Source organism: Anatilimnocola aquadivae (assembly GCF_049819085.1).
Classification (GTDB): domain Bacteria; phylum Planctomycetota; class Planctomycetia; order Pirellulales; family Pirellulaceae; genus Anatilimnocola.
In genome coordinates, this window is record NZ_CP187419.1 from 2,664,022 (window position 1) to 2,682,648 (window position 18,627).

An 18,627-nucleotide genomic window follows, 5' to 3' on the forward strand; every position below is an offset into this window, starting at 1 on the left:
CATCGCCGGCTGATTTCGAGTCTTTTCCCAATCGAACCGCGCAGATTTTTCATCATCGCCCGAGTAGCTCATGCCTGATCTGATTCTTGCCAGTACTTCGCGCTATCGCCGCGAACTGTTGGAGCGATTGCGTATCCCGTTCCGCTGCATCGGGCCGCAGGTCGACGAAGCAGCCGTTCAAGCTCGCTACGCTGCTGAGCAGGCCGAAGCGCTGGCAACACACTTGGCGGAAGCCAAAGCGCGCAGCGTGGCCGCTCAATATCCCGCCGCGATCATCCTGGGCAGCGATCAAGTCTGCGTGTGCGAAGGAAAGGTCCTGAATAAGCCGGAAACCGCCGACCGGGCTCGTCAGCAACTGAGTTACCTGGCTGGCAAGACACACCAACTGATCACAGCAGTTTGCCTGGTTCATGCGGAAGCAGTCGTGAAGTTTAGTGACGTAACTTCGCTAAAAATGCGATCGCTTACGGCTGACGAAATCGAGCGCTACATTGCCGCTGATGAGCCACTCGACTGCGCCGGTAGCTACAAGCTCGAGAGCCTGGGCATCAGTCTGTTCGAGTCGATTCAATCCGACGATCATACGGCCATCACCGGCCTGCCGCTGCTCTTGGTTGCGCGCTATCTACGTGAAATGGGATTTGCGATTCCCTAGCGGCCGATCTTGCGGCAATCCGCAAGTCTATGTGCATAAGCTACTTGCGATCGAAACTGCGTCCCATTTGCTTGCCAGGTTAACAGTGTTAGGTAACATAACACTGTTAAGAGACACTTTGTTGTCCGCTGCTAGCAAACATCCATGTCGATCGTCGAACGCCGTCAGAAACAGAAGCATGAGACACGCGAGCGAATGCTCGATGCGTGCCGCGAGCTGTTGCTGTCGGAAGGGTTTCACGGCCTGAGCATGCGGAAGCTGGCCGCCAAGATCGGTTACTCGCCGACGGCCATCTACTTTCACTTCCCCGACAAGGAAGCCCTGCTCGGCGAGCTTGTCGAACGCGAGTTCATGAAGTTTCGCCGCGGCTTCGATCAGGCGGGGCAACCCGGCACCGATCCCATCGAACGGCTGCGACGCATGGGGCTGATCTACGTCGATTTTGGTCTCGAGCAGACCTCGGCGTACAAGTTCCTGTTCATGAACACCCAGATTGAACAGTTCCCAAAGATCGGACTGATCGAACACGGCAACCCCGCGCAAGACTGCTATGCGTACCTGCGCGCTACAGTCGCTGAAGCTCTCGCCGCGGGTCGCTTTCGCCCGGACCTCACCAACGCCGATCAAATCGCGCAGCTGTTTTTCGCGGGAACACATGGCGTGGTGTCGCTGCACCTAGCTCGCGGCAAAGATCCCTGGGTCTCGTGGTGCCCCGTGCGTGAGACCGCGCGACACATGATCGATACGCTGATTCTCGGCCTGACGCACGGCGCTAAGAACAATGCTACCCAGCAGGAGTCGCAACGATGACCTGGATCGCACTGCGGATGCTGATGGGAGACCGAGCCAAGTATTTTGGCCTAATCTTTGGCGTGGCTTTCGCGACACTGCTGATGTCTCAGCAGGTAAGCATCTTCATGGGCATCATTCGCCGCACCGCGAGCCAGATCACCGATGTGCGCGATTGCAGCATCTGGGTGATGGACGAGAAAAGCCGCTACATCGACGAAGTCCCTGCCCTGCCCGATACCGATTTGTTCCGCGTGCGCGGCGTGGAAGGTGTCGAATGGGCGGTTCGCTTGTACTACGGTCAGAACCGCGCTCGCCTGGAAGACGGCAACTTGCGCAACTTGTTGCTCTATGGCGTGGATGACGAGACGATGGTCGCCGCACCTCAAACGCTGATTGCCGGCAGCCTCGATGACCTCCGTCAGCCCGATGCGGTGATCATCGACAAGGCTGGTTACGAATACATGTGGCCCGAGGATCACGCGCAGTACAAGATTGGGCGCACTTTTGAGTTGAACGATCGCCGCGCAGTGCTTGTGGGCGTGTGCAAGGCCTCGCCGCCGTTCGTCACGCTACCGGTGCTTTACACTCGCTATAGCCAGGCGGTCGACTTCGTGCCCCATCGTCGCAACGTAATGAGCTTTGTGCTCGTCCAGCACGAAGCGGGGCAAGATCCCGAAAAAGTCTGTGAGCGGATCAATGAACAGACCGGCCTAATGGCTCTGACCCAGAGCCAGTTTTTCTGGAAGACCGTTTACTACTTCCTTGGTAGCACGGGCATTCCCGTGAACTTTGGCATCACGATCACGCTCGGGTTTATTGTGGGCGCCGCGATCACGGGCCAGACGTTTTACCTGTTCACCATCGAAAATTTGAAACAGTTCGGCGCGCTCAAGGCCATGGGCGTCAGCAATCTGCGCATCGTCGGCATGATCTTGCTGCAAGCGATTGTCGTGGGCGTGCTCGGCTACGGAATTGGCATCGGCCTGACTGCGGCGTTTTTTGAATCGACCAGTGGCATCACACACCTGGCTGGTCTCAGTCTCACGCCACTCGCAGCGGGCGGCTGCGGAGTGGCAGTTCTATTCATCATTGTGCTCACCAGTTTGATTGCCATCGCAAAAGTGCTGGTGCTCGAACCGGCTGTGGTCTTCCGTGGTTAAGGAAGTTTGAGAGTCCCTATGACCGCCCCCATCAACACACCTGTCGCTGTCGATTGCCGCCGCGTGACGAAAGATTTCGGCACCGGGGATACCCGCGTCCAGGCGCTGCGCGGTGTCGATCTGCAGGTGAACTACGGCGAGATGACTCTGCTCGTTGGTCCTTCGGGCTGTGGCAAAACCACGCTCATTTCAATCATCGCCGGCTTGCTCAATCCCAGTGCGGGCGAAGTGAAGTTACTCGGCGAAGACTTGAAGCAACTGCGCGGCGGGCGGCTCGTCAATTTTCGCGCGAAGAACATCGGCTTTGTATTTCAACAGTACAACTTGCTTCCCGCGCTTTCCGCTGCCGAGAATGCTTCGGTGCCGCTGGTGATTAACGGCGAATATCGACACGCAGCGGTGAAACGCGCCCGCGAAGTGCTGGAAGAAGTAGGCCTTGGTGCTCGCGCGAATGCATTTCCTTCTCAACTCTCGGGCGGGCAACAGCAGCGGGTGGCGATTGCACGGGCGCTCATCCATCAGCCTCGCTTGCTGGTGTGCGATGAACCGACGGCGGCTCTCGATGCCACCTCGGGGCAGACAGTGATGCAACTCATCACGCGCGTCGCTGTGCAGCACGATCGCGCGGTCGTCGTCGTCACGCACGATAACCGCGTCTATCGCTATGGCGATCGCATTGTGTACATGGTCGACGGGCGTGTGGAAAAAGTAGAAGTCGGCAAACAAACCGAAGGTCGGCTGGAGACAGCCGGCGTAAGTGGTTAGCTCGTTAGGAGTGATAAAAATGTTTCGTAAAGCGATTCTGTGGGTCGTGCCCTTGGGCGCAGTCTCCATGCTCGTGTTCGGCATCCTGCATATTCTCTCGGCCGAGCAAGAACTGCCGAAGCTGCAACCACCCACGATGCCTGCGCGCAATCCATATCTCAAATCGATTGCAGCCGCGGGGATCGTCGAGCCTCGTTCGCAGAATATCGCGATCGGCTCGCCCCTTTCTGGTGTGGTGCTCGAAGTCTTCGTGCCAGCCGATGAAGTGGGCAAAGAGGTGACCGCCGGTACGCCGCTGTTTCGCGTGGACGATCGTCAACTCAAAGCGCAGCTCGCCTGGCAAACAGCAGCGTTGAAGGCGGCCGAAGCGCAACTCTCCAAGCTCGATGCCATGCCTCGTCCCGAAGTGGTCCCGCCCGCCGAAGCACGCCTGCATGCGGCCGAGGCCAAAGCCAAACTGTGGCTCGACCAATACGATCGGTCGTCCAGGCTGTTAAACTCGGGCGCGATTGGGGCCGAAGAGAACAACACCCGTCGCATGACCTACGAAGAGGCGCTCGCGCAAAAACAACAGGCAAGCGCAGAATTGGCCGAACTGAAGGCCGGTGCTTGGAAGCCAGATCGACTCATTGCGCTAGCGGCCATCGAGCAGGCTCAAGCCCAAATGGAAATCACCAAGACCGAAATTGAACGCTGCCTCGTTCGTGCGCCGGTCGATGGTCAAATCTTGCAAGTGAGTGTGCGACCCGGCGAGTTTGTCTCGGCCCCGCCGAACAAAGAATTGATCGTCCTCGGCGACCTCGCCCGCCTCCGCGTGCGTGTCGATATCGACGAGCAGGATATTGCCCGCTTCGTCAAAGGGATGCCCGCCAAGGCTTTTGCGCGCGGCAACAACACCCGCTCCATCAAGCTGAACTATGTTCGCGTAGAACCCTATGTGGTTCCCAAGCGGTCACTCACTGGAGACAACACCGAGCGAGTCGATACCCGCGTCTTGCAGGTCATTTACGAAGTCGATGATACTGCCGAGGCCCTGTTTGTCGGTCAACAGATGGATGTGTTTCTCGAGTCGCACACGCCCGAGGTGGTCAACACGTCGATGTAGAATTAACGAGCAGGCGGCACATCAGTTGCATTTGCACTGCGGCGTGTCGAAATAAGCACCGCTACCCTGCCTAACTATATTCTCATGACGCAACCACCTGCGAAGATCCCCATTCTCTGGAACCCGAAGGCGGGGCCTGCTGAACGTAACGCGGCCTCGCTCGAGCAGATTCAGACAGAGCTTGGCGAGCGGGTCGATGTGCGCGTGACCGAATCGGAGCAGCATTCGGCAGACCTCACCCGCGAGTTGATTGCGCAGGGTGCCACTTGCATTGCCGCTGCGGGCGGCGATGGCGTCATCAACGTAGTCGCCGATGCCATTCTGCAAACTGGCAAAGAGGGGGTTGCACTCGCTGTGCTCCCTTCGGGGACCGGCAACGATTATGCCCGTTCGCTGGGTTTGCCATTGTCGGCGGTCGAGTCGGCTCCGCTGATTTTGAGTGAAACGCCGCGCCCGCTCGATGTTTTTCACCTGACCGGCAAATCGCCTGACGGCAACTTTCAGCGCTACGGCGTGAACATGCTCGCCGGTGGCAATACGGGGCAATACACCAAGCAACTCACCGATGACGTCAAGCAGCAGTGGGGTGCCTTCGTATTTTTGCGTGGGTCGATCGATCTGTTGCAAAACCTGGAAGTCTTCAAAGTCGAAGTGCAGTTCGACAACGAGCAGCCTCAACACTTGGAGGTGCTCAATCTGTTCGTTGCGAATGGCCGCTGTGCCGGCGCGGGCCTGACGGTCGCTCCTAATGCCTTGCTCGACGACGGCCTGCTCGATGCGGTCATCGTGCTGGAAGGAACTGGCGTGCAACTGGCACAATTGGCGCTCACGTACGTTGTGGGTGACGCCCGCGAGCACGATCTGATTCTATCGAGGCGTGTGAAGAAAATGACGGTCCGCTCGCCACAGCCTTTCTTTTGGGCCGTTGACGGACAAGAGTTTTCGGCGAGCGAACTGACCATCGTCGCTCACCCCGCGCGCTTGCCCGTGGTCCTCGGCCCACAATCGCCTGCGGTACAATCAGCGGTGCCCACTGCCTGACTTGTGCCTTGCCCTCGGCCAAAATCCCATGCCCTCCCCTGCCCCACCATCGACACATACGAAATCCGCTCAACAAGTTGCGGAGCACTTCCGCGTCGATCCGCACCGTGGTCTCCGCGAAAGCGATATCGACGCGCGGCGTGCGGAGCACGGCTGGAACGAACTGGCCGAGAAACCGCCTCGTCCCGTTTGGATCCGCTTTCTGCTGCACTTCACCGATCTGATGGTGCTGCTGCTTATTGGCGCGGCGATTCTCTCGATTGTGCTGCAAGAGTGGACCGATGCGATTGCGATCATCGCGATTGTGATCCTCAACGGAGTCATCAGCTTTGTGCAGGAAGAACGCGCGGGGCAGGCTCTCGCGGCCTTGCGCCAATTGACGCAGCCCCAGGCCAAGGTGCTGCGTGATGGCCAGGTCCGCATTGTTCCCGCCCGCGATCTCGTCCCCGGCGATTGCCTGGAACTCGAAGCGGGCGACCAGATCCCCGCCGACGTCAGACTCAATCGCGCGAGTAGTTTGCAAGTGAATGAGTCGCCGCTCACCGGCGAATCAACGCCCGTGGACAAAGAATCGACGGCCACACTCGCCGAAGATACTCCGCTGGCCGATCGCGTGAATCATGCTTATCTCGGCACGGTCGTCACTGCGGGCAAGGCCAGCGCCATCGTCGTTGCCACGGGCATGCACACCGAACTCGGCAAAATTGCCGGCTTGCTCGAACAGCATCAAGAAGAGCAGACCCCGCTGCAAAAGCGACTCGGCACGCTGACCAAAATCCTCGTGGTGTTTTGCCTGGCCGCGATTGCCCTGATCTTTGCCCTGCAACTCTGGCGCAATCCTGACGACTGGACGGAACCGCTGCTGTTGGCTGTGAGCCTGGGCGTCGCAGCCGTGCCGGAGGGCTTGCCGGCAGTCGTCACTATCGCTTTGGCTCTCGGCCTGCAGCGAATGGTCAAGCGCAACGCGATCGTGCGCAAACTGGCTAGCGTCGAGACATTGGGTAGCGTCACGATTGTCTGCTCCGACAAAACGGGCACTCTCACCCGCAACGAAATGACCGTCCGCGAAATCGTGCTCCGCGATCATCAACTGGCAGTCACCGGCGGTGGCTACAAACCCGAAGGGAACTTTCTCCGCGCTGGCACCAATGAGCAACTCGACCCGCAACAGCTGCCGCTGCTGGTGCAAGCCATGCAGATTGCCGCTTGGTGCAACTCGGCCCAATTGCACGAAAAAGAAGGAATCTGGTCGGTCATTGGTGATCCCACCGAAGGTGCGCTCTTGGTCGCCGCGCATAAAGCGGGCGTCGATGTCAGCCACGATGATGAGCGCGTCCTGCACGAGGCTCCGTTCGATTCTCAGCGGAAGCGGATGTCGGTCGTGGTCAAGGTGGACGACGACGAATATGTCTTTGTCAAAGGTGCGCCCGAGTCGATTCTGCCGCTGTGCGAACGAGAACAGCACGAACACGAAACGTCGCCCCTCAGCGAAGAGCGTCGGCAAGAGATCCTCGCCGTTTGCAACGAAATGGCCGAGCGGGCCCTGCGAGTGCTCGCCTTGGCACGACGTCCTGCGCGGCACACCGACCAGCGAGCCAAGGCAGAAGAACTGGAACAAGATCTGACACTGGTGGCCTTTGTCGGCATGATAGATCCGCCGCGCGACGAAGCGCGCGAAGCCGTGCGAACCGGTCGCAGCGCCGGCATTCGTCCGCTGATGATCACCGGCGACCATCCAGCCACAGCGCTGGCCATTGCCCGAGAATTGGCCGTGGCCGACGAGAAGTCGATTGCCGTCACTGGGCAGGAACTCGACAAGCTCAACGACGAACAACTGAGCAAAAAGTTACCGTCGATCGCTGTTTTCGCCCGCGTCTCCGCCGAGCACAAGCAGCGGATCGTGAAGGCTTTGAAAAAGAGCGGCGAAGTCGTGGCCATGACCGGCGACGGCGTGAATGATGCGCCGGCCATTCAAGCGGCTGATATTGGTATCGCGATGGGCATCACGGGAACCGATGTCACCAAGGGTGCTTCGGACATGGTGCTCGCCGACGACAACTTCGCGACCATTATCGCCGCGGTCGAAGAAGGCCGCTCGATCTACGACAACATCGAAAAAGTCCTCGCCTACCTGCTCTCGTGCAATTTCGGCGAACTAGCGTTAATGCTGATCGCCATCCTGTTTGGCTTTCCTGCTCCACTGATTGCGATTCACCTGCTGTGGATCAACCTGGTGACCGATGGTTTGCCGGCCTTGGCACTTACGCTCGAACCGCCCGAGCCCGGCATCATGAAGCGCCAGCCTCGGGGCTTGAAAGAGCCGGTTCTCTCCACGTCGCGCGTCTTTGTCATCGTCTCGCAAGGGCTGCTCGAAGCGGGCGTCACTCTTGGCGCGTTTCTCTGGGTCTGGCACACCGAAGGAAGCACGCTGGCCCAAGCCCAAGGGACAGCGTTCTGCGTGCTCGTGTTCTCCGAGATTCTGCGCAGTCAGGCTGCCCGCAGTTTGACCTACAACGTCTGGCAACTTGGCTTTTTCAGCAATCGCTACTTGCTGGGAGCCGCTGCGATTTCTGCCCTCCTGCAAATCATCGTCTCGCTCACACCTGGACTGAGAGACGTCTTCCGCACCGGTGACTTAACGCTCGAAAACTGGCTGCTCATCGCAGGTCTGTCCTTCGTGCCCGTTTCGGTCATCGAACTGTTCTTTAAACGAGCCCCGTGGATGAAGGCGGAGTAGTTTTCATTGCTTCGTACTCCCTCTCCTCGACACCGGGGAGAGGGGCGCGGTGAGAGGCCGAGGCTCTAGCACACCGGCTATTCTCACACGCTAAACTGCACCTTCTTTGCCCTTTCGCACACCGGACATCCAATCCTGAGCCGGAAGCGTCAGCGCCCGGAGAGTTCTCCTCTTCCAGGGACAATACTCTCCGGGCGCTGACGCTTCCGGCTCAGGAACACGAAGGAATAGCCCATGCCCCCTGCCCCGACAACGCGCACTGTCGCCGTCCATCTCCTGCCCGAATTGGTCGAACCTCAACAGCTGGCTGGCAAGACGGCGGTCGTCATTGATGTGCTGCGGGCCACGACGACGGTGGTTACAGCGCTGGCCTGCGGTGCTCGCGAGGTATGGCCGTTTTTGAATGTCGACGACGCGCGGGCGAAAGCAAAAGCAGCTGGAGACAATGTCCTGCTCGGGGGTGAGCGGGGTGGCCTGCGGATTGAGGGGTTTCAGCTGGGTAATTCGCCAGCGGAATACAACGAACGCATGGTCCGCGACCGCACGGTGATCTTTACGACGACGAATGGCACCAAGGCCATGCAGCGCTGCAAGCTGGCCAAACGCGTACTGATCGCCGGCTTTGTGAATTTGTCCGCCATCTGCCGAGAGTTGGCTGACGAGACCGAAATCGACATCGTCTGCGCGGGCACCGACGGGCACGTAACCCGCGAGGATACCCTACTGGCCGGTGCAATGGTCGATGATCTGTCGCGCGCGACGGGTGTGACACTGATCACCAACGATCAGGCCGATATTGCCGCCGACGCTTGGCGCTCGGCCGTCGGCGACCTCACTGGCTCGTCCCCGCTAGGCCAGGCCTTGCGCGCCAGCCGTGGCGGGCGGAACCTGATCGACATCGGCCACGAAAACGATATCGACCTGGCCGCCCAAATCGACCAGTTCGACCTTGTTGCCGAACTCGACCTAACGACTTGGCGAATCACCGCCAAGTAGCTTTCTTTGAGCGGATGTAACCTCGATCGGCGCAAAGGCGCTACCTTGCCAATCCCAGGCCACATCGGGCCGAGGTGACCTACCGAGAGCCCGAAAAATTTTTACCGCGCCCGGACCAGACTAGTCACGGAGGTTCGTATGATTAGATAGGGAGTTCTTTGAAAACCTGGTAGCGATCGATTCCTAGTGATGTTATCAATTACTGCGAATACAGCGAGCAACCATTGCCATAAAGAACTATATTTATGGAATAACTGCGGACGGTTGTTCGCCCTTAAGCCTGCACTGCGACGGCTCCCGACTCACGAACTTGCACTGCCCAGTTTGCCCAGTTGTTTGCCAAGCTGGTTATCAAATGGTTATCAAGCTCGGCCTGATTTCGGCCCCAAAGTGTTCGGTTCTGATTTCGCAAATCCTGGCTGCGCCAAAGCTTACGGCAGTGATAACTCAATTTGCCGAAGTGCGAAAATGGTTATCAAAACCGGTGACGAGCGAAGGGCAGGTTTCGCAAGATCACAGTGCCTGAATCGGCACCCTAAAGGGAAACGAGTCGTAAGGCGAGCGGAAGGAGCGGAGCTGACGCTTGCCGCTGGGGGACGAATTGCCGTAAGTCGTGTGTGACCGCAAAAGAGGGGTGTTCAACAATCGACTCGATTTCTGAACGCGAACTGGTGTATTTCTCGGCAACGGCGCGGGTGTGTGTTCATCCAAGGGGCCGATAGTTGGACAAGTTGGTTGAAATTGACAGGTCGCCGACGAGGACTTACGTCGCAGGTGTTGCTCGGCCGGCGGGGCTTTCCCCGGCATAGACCGAACCTGCCCGTAGAACGTACACTCATTGGTTTTGCGGGATCTGCTGACAATGGGTCAGCGCCGGCACCTCACCCTTTACTAACTGCCGACCTACCATGGACATGGAAAAACTGGTTTCGCTCTGCAAGAGGCGCGGATTTCTGTTTCAATCGAGCGAAATCTACGGCGGCCTCAACGGCTTTTGGGACTACGGTCCGCTGGGGGTGGAACTGAAGCGAAACATCAAGGACGCCTGGTGGCGGGACATGGTTAGTGGTCACGACGACCTGGCGACGCTTCCTGGTGCACCGGCCGCCTACGAAATGGTCGGCCTCGATTGCTCGATCATCATGCACCCGCAGGTGTGGAAGGTCAGTGGTCACTACGATCTGTTCGTCGACAAAATGGTCGACTGCAAAGAGTCGAAAGGCCGTTACCGGGCCGATCACATCCGCTGCTTTCCCGTGCAGATCGACGGCCAGACGGTGGGCTGGGTCTCGTCGATGAAAGAGCCCGAAGAGTTCGCCAAGGGACTCTCGAACACGTTCGACAAGAAGGTGAGCAAGCTCTTTGGCGGCAAGGACACGAAGATTGTCGTCGACAGCCAGGTTTCGTACTCGACGATTTCGGTCGCGGACCGCGTGAAGGTGCTCGCGCCCGATGCCAGCGAACTGAACACGCTGACCGAACCGCGCGACTTTAACCTGATGTTCAAGACGATCGTCGGCGCGCTCGGCACAGAAGAAGACTCGGCGTTCCTGCGTCCGGAAACGGCGCAAGGCATCTTCGTGAACTTCAAGAACGTCTGCGACAGCACGCGGGTGCGGGTGCCGTTTGGTATCGCGCAATCGGGCAAGAGTTTTCGGAACGAGATCACGCCGAAGAACTTTACGTTCCGCTCGCGCGAGTTCGAACAAATGGAGATTGAGTTCTTCTGTCATCCCAGCACCTCGCGCAAGTGGTACGAATACTGGCGCGATCGCCGGATGAAGTGGTACACCGATCTCGGGCTGTCGAGCGAACGATTGCAACTGCGCGAACATCATCAGGACGAACTGAGCCACTATTCAACCGGCACGGCCGACATCGAATATGCGTTCCCCTTCTTGCCTGCCGGTGAATACGGCGAATTGGAAGGTGTCGCGCATCGCGGCGACTTTGACCTGCGTAGTCACATGGAAGGGAAGCTCGATCCGGATTCAAAGCCAGACCTGAAAGTTCAGCTTGGCCCCGATGGCAAGCCGAAGTGGAAAGGCTCGGGCAAGGATTTGACGTATCGCGACGAGTTGACCAACGAACGGTTCACGCCGCACGTGATTGAGCCAAGCGCTGGTGCTGATCGAGCGACGTTGGCCTTCTTGTGCGAAGCCTATCACGAAGATGAAGCTCCGGACGAGAATGGCAGGATGCAAACTCGCGTGGTGATGAAGTTTCACCCGCGGATCGCCCCGATCAAGGTCGCTATCTTCCCGCTCGTGAAGAAGGAAGGGATGCCCGAGATCGCGCAGGACATCTATCGCAAGTTGAAGAAGCGGTGGAACGTCTTCTACGATGAGAAGGGTGCGGTCGGTCGGCGGTATCGTCGTCAGGACGAAGTGGGGACTCCGTTCTGCATCACCGTTGATGGCCAGACATTGCAAGACGGCACGGTCACGGTTCGCGATCGCGATTCGCTCGAACAAAAGCGAGTGCATCAAGATCAGCTGGTGGCGGAATTGGAAACACGGTTAAGTTAGTGTTGTCCTTGTCGCCCGACGCGTCAGCGAGGGTGATTCGCGAATTACATTGGATTGCTCCTCACCCTCGCTGACGCGTCGGGCTACCTTGATTTAACGATCCCATGCTCGCCACCATCAGCCAGGTCTGTTCGCTCGAAAGTCCGTTCGATAAGGACCTGGAAGATTATGCGGCTGGACATTGCGGTAGTGTCGAGATTTGGCTGACGAAGTTTGAGACTTGGCTGCAGCGGCATTCGCTCGATGACTTTCGCGCGTTGCGAGACAAGCTGAACCTGCAAACTCCGGTGGCCAGTTTTCAGGGTGGGTTGCTCGCCAGCCAAGGTGAGCGGCGGAGTGAAGCGTGGCAGTTGCTGGATCGGCGATTGAAGCTGTGTGGCGAAGCTGGGATTGGGACCATCGTCGTCGCCTGCGATGTGCCGCGAGTGGGCTTCGATCAGCAGACTCTGGAGCGGGTGCTGGTCTCGCTGCAAGAGCTTGGCCAGAAGTGTGGCGACGCCGGCGTGCGAGCGGCGATTGAGTTTCAATCGTCATCGGCGTTTGGCAATAACGTGAAAACGCTGGCCATGTTGCTCGGCGATCTCAATCAGCCAAGTCTGGGCATTTGCCTGGATGCGTTCCACTATCACACCAGTTCCAGCAAGCCGGCCGACCTGACCTCACTCACGAACGAGAACCTGTTTCACGTCCAGCTGTGCGACGTGGCCGACTTGCCGCGCGAGCTCGTCACCGATAGCCAACGCATCTTGCCGGGTGAAGGAGACATCGACCTCGCGCCGATCCTCGACCGCTTGCGGGCCCTTCATTACACAGGCTGCGTGTCGCTCGAAATTCTCAATCCGCAGCTGTGGCACGTGCCTGCACTGCAGATGGGCGAGATTGGGATTACCTGCTTACGGCGGTTGCTGGGACAAGCGGCGATGTGAACCCGATTGCTACAATGAATCAACCAACTCCGCCCAACTACTGCCGAGGTATTTTCCCGATGCGAACTTCCGCACTTGTCGCCACTCTGCTGACCATCGTCATTGGCTTGCAATCAACGGGTTGCATCGGCCAAGAATCGACCGTCAAGGTCACGCCTCCGCCGGCCAAAAAGATTGCGGAACAGATTGCCCAGGCCGAGAAGAAGCTGGCCGACAAAGCGGAAACCACAGTGGCGGCCAAACCGGTAAGCGAGGCCCCTGCCCTGCTCTCGCCCGACGAGTTGAAGGATGGTTGGATCGCGCTATTTGATGGCAGCTCGTTGTTCGGCTGGCATGCTCACAGCAAGGCCGATTGGAAGGTTCACGACGGCGCGATTGTGGTCGGTGGTGGCGAAAAGGGTTTGCTCTGCACGCACGTTCAATTTGCCGACTACGAATTGAAGGTCGATTTTCGGGCTGCGAAGGGAACCAACAGCGGCGTGTTCCTGCGAACGTCGCCAGTGATTGACGGCATGAGCGACGATCTAACGACGAAGTGCTACGAGTTAAATATCGCGCCGCCAAGCAATCCGTTTCCTACGGGGAGCTTCGTCAAACGCAAGAAGGCTGACGAAGTTGCTGAGAAGACCGACTGGCAGTCGTTTCATGTCACGCTGGTCGGCGGCAAGGCGAAAGTCGACCTGAATGGCAAGACGGTCCTGGAATATGATGACGAAAAACCCATCGGCCGCGGTTACATCGGCCTGCAGTTCAACGAAGGGCAAGTCGAATTCAAGAACATCAAGGTGAAGCCGCTGGGTCTGGCTTCGCTGGCCAATGGCAAGGACTTGACCGGCTGGAAAGATGTCGCCGGGTCGAAGAGCAAGTTCACCATGACCGCAGCGGGCGAGATCAACGTGAAAGATGGCCGCGGCAGCTTGGAAAGTGAAGCTACGTTCGGCGACTTCGTCGCTCAATGGGAATGCATCAGCAACGCGAAGGAACTGAACAGCGGAATCTTCTTCCGCTGCATTCCCGGCGAAGTGACCAACGGTTATGAGTGCCAGATTCACAACGGTTATAAGGACGGTGACCGGACGAAGCCCAAGGATTTCGGCACCGGTGGCATCTATAAACGAATTCCCGCCCGCATGGTGGTTTCCAACGACAACGAATGGTTCCACCAGACGCTGATCGCCGATGGTGCCAACATCGAGTGCTGGGTGAATGGTTACCCGGTCACTGCCTGGACGGACGAGCGAAAAGCTGATTCGAATCCTCGCAATGGTCTGCGTACTGAAGCAGGCACACTGCAAATTCAAGGACACGATCCGACGACGGATCTGTCGTTCCGGAATCTGCGAGCTGTCGAGTTGACGAAATAAGGTTAGACTATACCGGAGCGTTTTTATCCGAGAGATATCATGATTGCCGAATCGAGCCCCATCACTCCTGAGCAACTTCTGCGCATGCCAGACGGCGATGCGTATGAACTGGTTGGCGGCAAACTGAAGGAGCGTGGTGTGGGGTACAAGTCGGGCCGAGTTAGCGCCACGTTGCTATTCTTGCTTTCGCAATACGTCTACCAGCACGAGTTGGGGCGGGTGGCAAATGCCGATGCCAGTTTTCAGTGCTATCTCGACGAGCCCGGCAAGGTCCGCCGCCCCGATATTTCTTACTTGTGTTTCGCGACATTGCCCCCCGACCAAGAGCCAACAGGTCACTGTCGCGTCCCTCCGGATTTGGCTGTCGAGGTCAATTCTCCGAACGACATCTTTGAAGAAGTAGCGCAGAAGGCGGCCGAGTATTTGGCTGCTGGCACCAAGCTTGTTTGGGTTGTCGATCCGGCCACGCAAATGGTCTATGTCTACTGGCCCGGTGGTGGACGCATTTTGACCAACCGCGATGAGCTTAACGGCGAAGCTATTCTGCCCGGCTTTGCTTGTCATGTCAGTGACCTGTTCGTGATTGGCCCCGCCCGTTCCTCGTCCAGCAAGTAGTAAGCGTCGTAGGTCATGCCGAAGGATTTTCTCAAAGGTGCCAGCGACGAGTACGACGTGGTCGTGATCGGCAGCGGACTGGCTGGAATGACCGCGGCGAACATTCTCGGCCGCGCGGGCAATCGTGTGCTGCTGGCCGAGCAGCACTACAAGCTCGGGGGCATGGCCACCTGGTTCAAACGCCCGGGCGGACACATTTTCGATGTCTCGCTGCACGGCTTTCCGTTCGGCATGATCAAAAGCTGCCGCCGGTACTGGACGGAAGAGATCGCCAACTCGATTGTGCCGCTCAATAAGATCCGCTTCGACAACCCGATGTTCTCGCTGACCACGAGCTACAACCGCGAGGACTTTACGCGACTGCTGATTGAGCGCTTTGGAATTTCCCCAGAGACGATCAAAGCTTTCTTTGATACCGCTCGCGGTATGAACTTTTACGACGATCAAAAACTGACGACGGGCCAATTGTTCGAGCGGTTCTTTCCCGGTCGGCAAGATGTCGTGCGACTGTTGATGGAACCGATTGTCTACGCCAACGGTAGTACGCTCGAAGATCCGGCCATCACGTATGGCATCGTGTTTTCGAACTTCATGTCGAAGGGTGTTTACACGTTTGAAGGTGGCACCGATCGACTCGTGCAGTTGATGCACGACGATCTGAAGGCCAGTGGCGTCGATGTGCGCATCAACTGCGATGCCGAGAAGATCCACATTGAGAACGATCGCGTGACTGGAGTCACGATCAACGGCCGCCAGATTCGCTGTCGCGCTGTGGTGAGCAACGCGAACTTGAAGTACACGATTTTGAAGTTGGCCGGCAAAGAGCATTTCGATCGCAAGTTTGTCGATGATGCCGAAGCGGTGCGGCTGAACAACAGCAGCACGCAGGTCTACATCGGTCTGAAGCCCGACGAGCGTGTTGACGAAGACATGGGTGACCTGTTCTTCACGAGTACCGCTAAAGAGTTTCGCACCGATCTGCTGCTCAGCAAGGATGTGACGAGTCGCACGTACTCGTTTTACTATCCGCGCACCCGTCCGCAGGGTCGGCCGCGCTGCCTGATCGTCTCCAGCACCAACGCTCACTTCGAAGATTGGGCGAAGCTCTCGCCGGAAGACTACGAAGCGAGCAAGCAAGAGTTGATTGAGGGAACGCTCAATCACCTGGAAGGTTACATCCCCGGCATTCGCGAGCGACTCGATCATATCGAAGCTGCCACGCCGAAGACTTTTCAGCACTACACGCAGCATGTGGCCGGCGCCAGCTTCGGCACCAAGTTCGAAGGGCTGGGCGTCAGCCGTGCGCTGCCGGAGCAAGTCGGTGGGCTGTACCACGCGGGAAGTGTCGGCATCATCATGTCGGGTTGGCTGGGGGCGATTAACTACGGTGTGATTGTCGCCAACGACGTGGACGCGCTGCTGATGAAGTCTCCGGCGCCACAGCCTCACACAACGGAGTGAAGGGGAACAGCATGTTCGAGCGCGAAACGAAACTCTCCCGCTTCATGGCCGGCTACTTGCACAAAGTGATCGGCGAAATGACCGACGACCAATGCCGGCAAGTAACGCCTGGTGCACTCAATCCTCCTTCGCATGTGCTCGGACATTTGGCCACGTCGAACGACAGCGCACTGCGGCTTTTGGGCCAACCGGCGGTGTGTCCCAAAGAGTGGCATGCGCTGTTCGGGCCCAGTGCGATTCCGCCCAACGCGGACCTTTATCCCAAGAAGCAAGAACTGCTGGAACGCTTCGATGCGGGGCATGCCGCCGTTTGTGCCGCCGCCGCGAATGCGACCGAAGAGGCGATGAACCAACCGCAGCCCAGCAAGATCTTTCAGGACACACCCATTAATACTACCGGCGATCTGGTGGCCTTGCTGATGACGACGCATCTCTCGTTGCATATTGGTCAGCTATCGCTCATGCGTCGCCAATTGGGTCATCCACCTTTGTTCTAGGGTCGTTTGATTGGAGGGCATTGCTAGCCCTCAGGAAATTCCTCCACCGGCCTTTCGCCCAGCGGCGATCTCTCGGAAGATTGAGCCAGCCTTTTCTCCTCTCCCGTCACTCGCAAGTACGCCGCATGTCACTCGAACAAATCCTGGCCGCCATTCCACATCGGCCACCCATGCTGCTGCTCGACGAGATCGTCTCGCACGAGGGGAACACCATCGTTTGCCGGAAGACCTTTCGGCCCGAAGAGTACTTTTTTCAGGGGCACTACCCCGATTATCCCATCGTGCCCGGCGTGATTTTGTGCGAAGCGGTAATGCAAGCCGGCGCCGTTTTGATCTGCAAATCGGGCGCGGTGCAGGCGGGCTTTCCTGTCGTGGGGCGATTGAACGATGTGAAGTTCAAACGGGTCTTGCGCCCCGGCGATTCCGTCGAGGTGCATACCCAGCACGACGAGACCGTCAGTGACGCCTACTTTTTCTCCGGCAAGATCGTGCACGACGGCAAGCCTGCCTGCACGCTGAGTTTTGTCGTCAAACTTCCGCCTCGCGAAACCAAGCCGAGCTAAGCATGTCTCCTGCACAAAATTCACCTTCGCCCCCCGCGGTCAAGAAGCACCTCTATCTCAAGCGGGCCAACGACAAGCTCGTTTGCCATTGCGAGTGCCAGGATGCGCTCATCACGTTTCCTCCGCAAATGGACTGCCCCTGGTGTGGCTGTGGTTGGATGTTCTGCTGTGCGAAATGTCGCAAGGCCTTTACGTTCGCCGTCGCAGTTGAAGTGAAAGAAAGCTGGGAAGAGACAGCCCTGCGAGATCTCAAAGGACGTGGTCCCGATTTCGAACCACCCACCGCCGACGATGTGGCGGCCTGGGTCGAAGCAATGCAGGTGATGTGCGAAGAGCTTGAAGTCGGCGAAGAGTACGTCTATCTCGATGGCTGGTTCATCCCCACGAGCACCGAAGAGATCTCGATGGAAGGGATGCACTCCTATCACGAGATCAACTGCGTCCCGCAGGTCGAAGCTTTGCAAGACCCCGACGTGATCAAGGAACTTCTGGGGAACGAAGAGTACTGGGTCGAGAACCAGGTTCCCGAAGACGACGACCACGAACACGGTGAGGAAGAAGCGGACGGCGAAGAAGAGGACGAGGATGACCGATGAGTGATCCTGCTCCCGACTACCTGGGGCTGGCCGGCAAAGCGGTCATCGTGCTTGGTGTCGCCAATAAAAAGAGTGTTGCCTGGCACGTGGCTCAAGGGCTGACCGCTTGCGGTGCTGATGTGACGTTTGTCGTGCGCAGCGAAGAACGCCGGGCGAGTGTGCAGAAATTGGTCGGCAGCCGGCCGATCTTGGTTTGCGATGTCGAATTCGAAGATCAAATTGAGCGGCTGCGTGACGAGTTACTGGCCACGGGCAAGAAGTACGCCGGCCTGCTCCACTCGATCGCGTTTGCCGATTACAGCGACGGCATGAAGCCGTTCCATGAGACGCCCAAGCGGGCATTCTTACGAGCAATGGATATCTCGTGTTACTCGCTGATGGCGCTCAGCAACGCGCTGAAGGACGTGCTGACGGAAGATGCGAGTGTCGTGGCAGTGTCCATTTCGACCACGCGCATGGCCAGCGAAAATTATGGCTACATGGCTCCGATCAAGGCAGCGCTCGATTCTTCGCTGGCGTTTCTGGCCAAGTCGTTTAGCCGGTTCTCGCGAGTCCGCTTCAATGCGGTCGGGCCCTCACTGCTGAAGACGAGTGCCTCGGCCGGCATTCCGGGCTACATCGATTCGTACCTGTACGCCGAGCAGGTCATTCCGCGCAAGGAAGCTTTGACCACGGAAGAAGCCGCGAATGTGGCCGTCTTCCTGCTCAGCCCGCGATCGTCGGGCATTCAAGCCCAGAATCTGATCGTCGATGCGGGCATGAGCACCAACTACTTCGATGCCGACGTCATCCGGCGCGCGATGCGGCCGGAATAAGCTCGGAGCAG

17 protein-coding genes are annotated in these 18,627 nt (G+C 58.1%); all 17 read left to right on the plus strand.

Annotated features, from left to right (window positions below):
* Positions 1–70: 70 nt before the first annotated feature.
* On the plus strand, positions 71–655 hold the full coding sequence (locus NA78x_RS10815; RefSeq protein ID WP_425618458.1) for a Maf family protein: 585 nt from the start codon (positions 71–73) through the stop codon (positions 653–655).
* Between the two features lie 144 nt (positions 656–799).
* Positions 800–1,465, plus strand: a complete 666-nt coding sequence (locus tag NA78x_RS10820; protein ID WP_425618459.1) for a TetR/AcrR family transcriptional regulator — start codon at positions 800–802, stop codon at positions 1,463–1,465.
* The gene (locus NA78x_RS10825) at positions 1,462–2,607 is read left to right on the plus strand and encodes an ABC transporter permease (RefSeq protein WP_425618460.1); all 1,146 of its coding nucleotides are present in this window, start codon (positions 1,462–1,464) and stop codon (positions 2,605–2,607) included. The genes NA78x_RS10820 and NA78x_RS10825 overlap by 4 nt, the downstream gene beginning before the upstream one ends.
* An 18-nt stretch (positions 2,608–2,625) precedes the next feature.
* Entirely contained in the window at positions 2,626–3,372 is a 747-nt protein-coding gene (locus tag NA78x_RS10830) for an ABC transporter ATP-binding protein (protein WP_425618461.1), read from the plus strand.
* Positions 3,373–3,391: 19 nt separating this feature from the next.
* Complete coding sequence (locus NA78x_RS10835; RefSeq protein ID WP_425618462.1) at positions 3,392–4,477, plus strand: HlyD family secretion protein; 1,086 nt, start codon at positions 3,392–3,394, stop codon at positions 4,475–4,477.
* Positions 4,478–4,561: 84 nt separating this feature from the next.
* Positions 4,562–5,518 carry a diacylglycerol/lipid kinase family protein gene (locus tag NA78x_RS10840; RefSeq protein WP_425618463.1) on the plus strand — a complete coding sequence of 319 codons (957 nt, stop codon included), beginning with the start codon at positions 4,562–4,564 and terminating at the stop codon, positions 5,516–5,518.
* A 28-nt stretch (positions 5,519–5,546) separates the two neighbouring features.
* Positions 5,547–8,255 carry a cation-translocating P-type ATPase gene (locus NA78x_RS10845; RefSeq protein WP_425618464.1) on the plus strand — a complete coding sequence of 903 codons (2,709 nt, stop codon included), beginning with the start codon at positions 5,547–5,549 and terminating at the stop codon, positions 8,253–8,255.
* Between the two features lie 234 nt (positions 8,256–8,489).
* Positions 8,490–9,251: a 2-phosphosulfolactate phosphatase gene (locus NA78x_RS10850; protein ID WP_425618465.1), complete on the plus strand. Its 762-nt coding sequence runs from the start codon at positions 8,490–8,492 to the stop codon at positions 9,249–9,251.
* A gap of 914 nt (positions 9,252–10,165) precedes the next feature.
* A complete protein-coding gene (locus NA78x_RS10855) occupies positions 10,166–11,779 on the plus strand; it encodes a glycine--tRNA ligase (RefSeq protein ID WP_425619443.1) in 1,614 nt (537 codons plus the stop codon).
* A gap of 104 nt (positions 11,780–11,883) precedes the next feature.
* On the plus strand, positions 11,884–12,705 hold the full coding sequence (locus NA78x_RS10860; protein ID WP_425618466.1) for a sugar phosphate isomerase/epimerase family protein: 822 nt from the start codon (positions 11,884–11,886) through the stop codon (positions 12,703–12,705).
* 59 nt (positions 12,706–12,764) lie between these two features.
* Entirely contained in the window at positions 12,765–14,069 is a 1,305-nt protein-coding gene (locus NA78x_RS10865) for a 3-keto-disaccharide hydrolase (protein ID WP_425618467.1), read from the plus strand.
* A 39-nt stretch (positions 14,070–14,108) separates the two neighbouring features.
* A complete protein-coding gene (locus NA78x_RS10870) occupies positions 14,109–14,684 on the plus strand; it encodes a Uma2 family endonuclease (protein ID WP_425618468.1) in 576 nt (191 codons plus the stop codon).
* 15 nt (positions 14,685–14,699) lie between these two features.
* Positions 14,700–16,145: a phytoene desaturase family protein gene (locus tag NA78x_RS10875; protein WP_425618469.1), complete on the plus strand. Its 1,446-nt coding sequence runs from the start codon at positions 14,700–14,702 to the stop codon at positions 16,143–16,145.
* An 11-nt stretch (positions 16,146–16,156) separates the two neighbouring features.
* The gene (locus NA78x_RS10880) at positions 16,157–16,642 is read left to right on the plus strand and encodes a DinB family protein (protein WP_425618470.1); all 486 of its coding nucleotides are present in this window, start codon (positions 16,157–16,159) and stop codon (positions 16,640–16,642) included.
* Positions 16,643–16,767: 125 nt separating this feature from the next.
* Positions 16,768–17,205: a 3-hydroxyacyl-ACP dehydratase FabZ family protein gene (locus NA78x_RS10885; RefSeq protein WP_425618471.1), complete on the plus strand. Its 438-nt coding sequence runs from the start codon at positions 16,768–16,770 to the stop codon at positions 17,203–17,205.
* Positions 17,206–17,207: 2 nt separating this feature from the next.
* A complete protein-coding gene (locus tag NA78x_RS10890) occupies positions 17,208–17,801 on the plus strand; it encodes a hypothetical protein (protein WP_425618472.1) in 594 nt (197 codons plus the stop codon).
* Positions 17,798–18,616: an enoyl-ACP reductase FabI gene (locus tag NA78x_RS10895; RefSeq protein WP_425618473.1), complete on the plus strand. Its 819-nt coding sequence runs from the start codon at positions 17,798–17,800 to the stop codon at positions 18,614–18,616. The genes NA78x_RS10890 and NA78x_RS10895 overlap by 4 nt, the downstream gene beginning before the upstream one ends.
* Positions 18,617–18,627 lie beyond the last annotated feature (11 nt).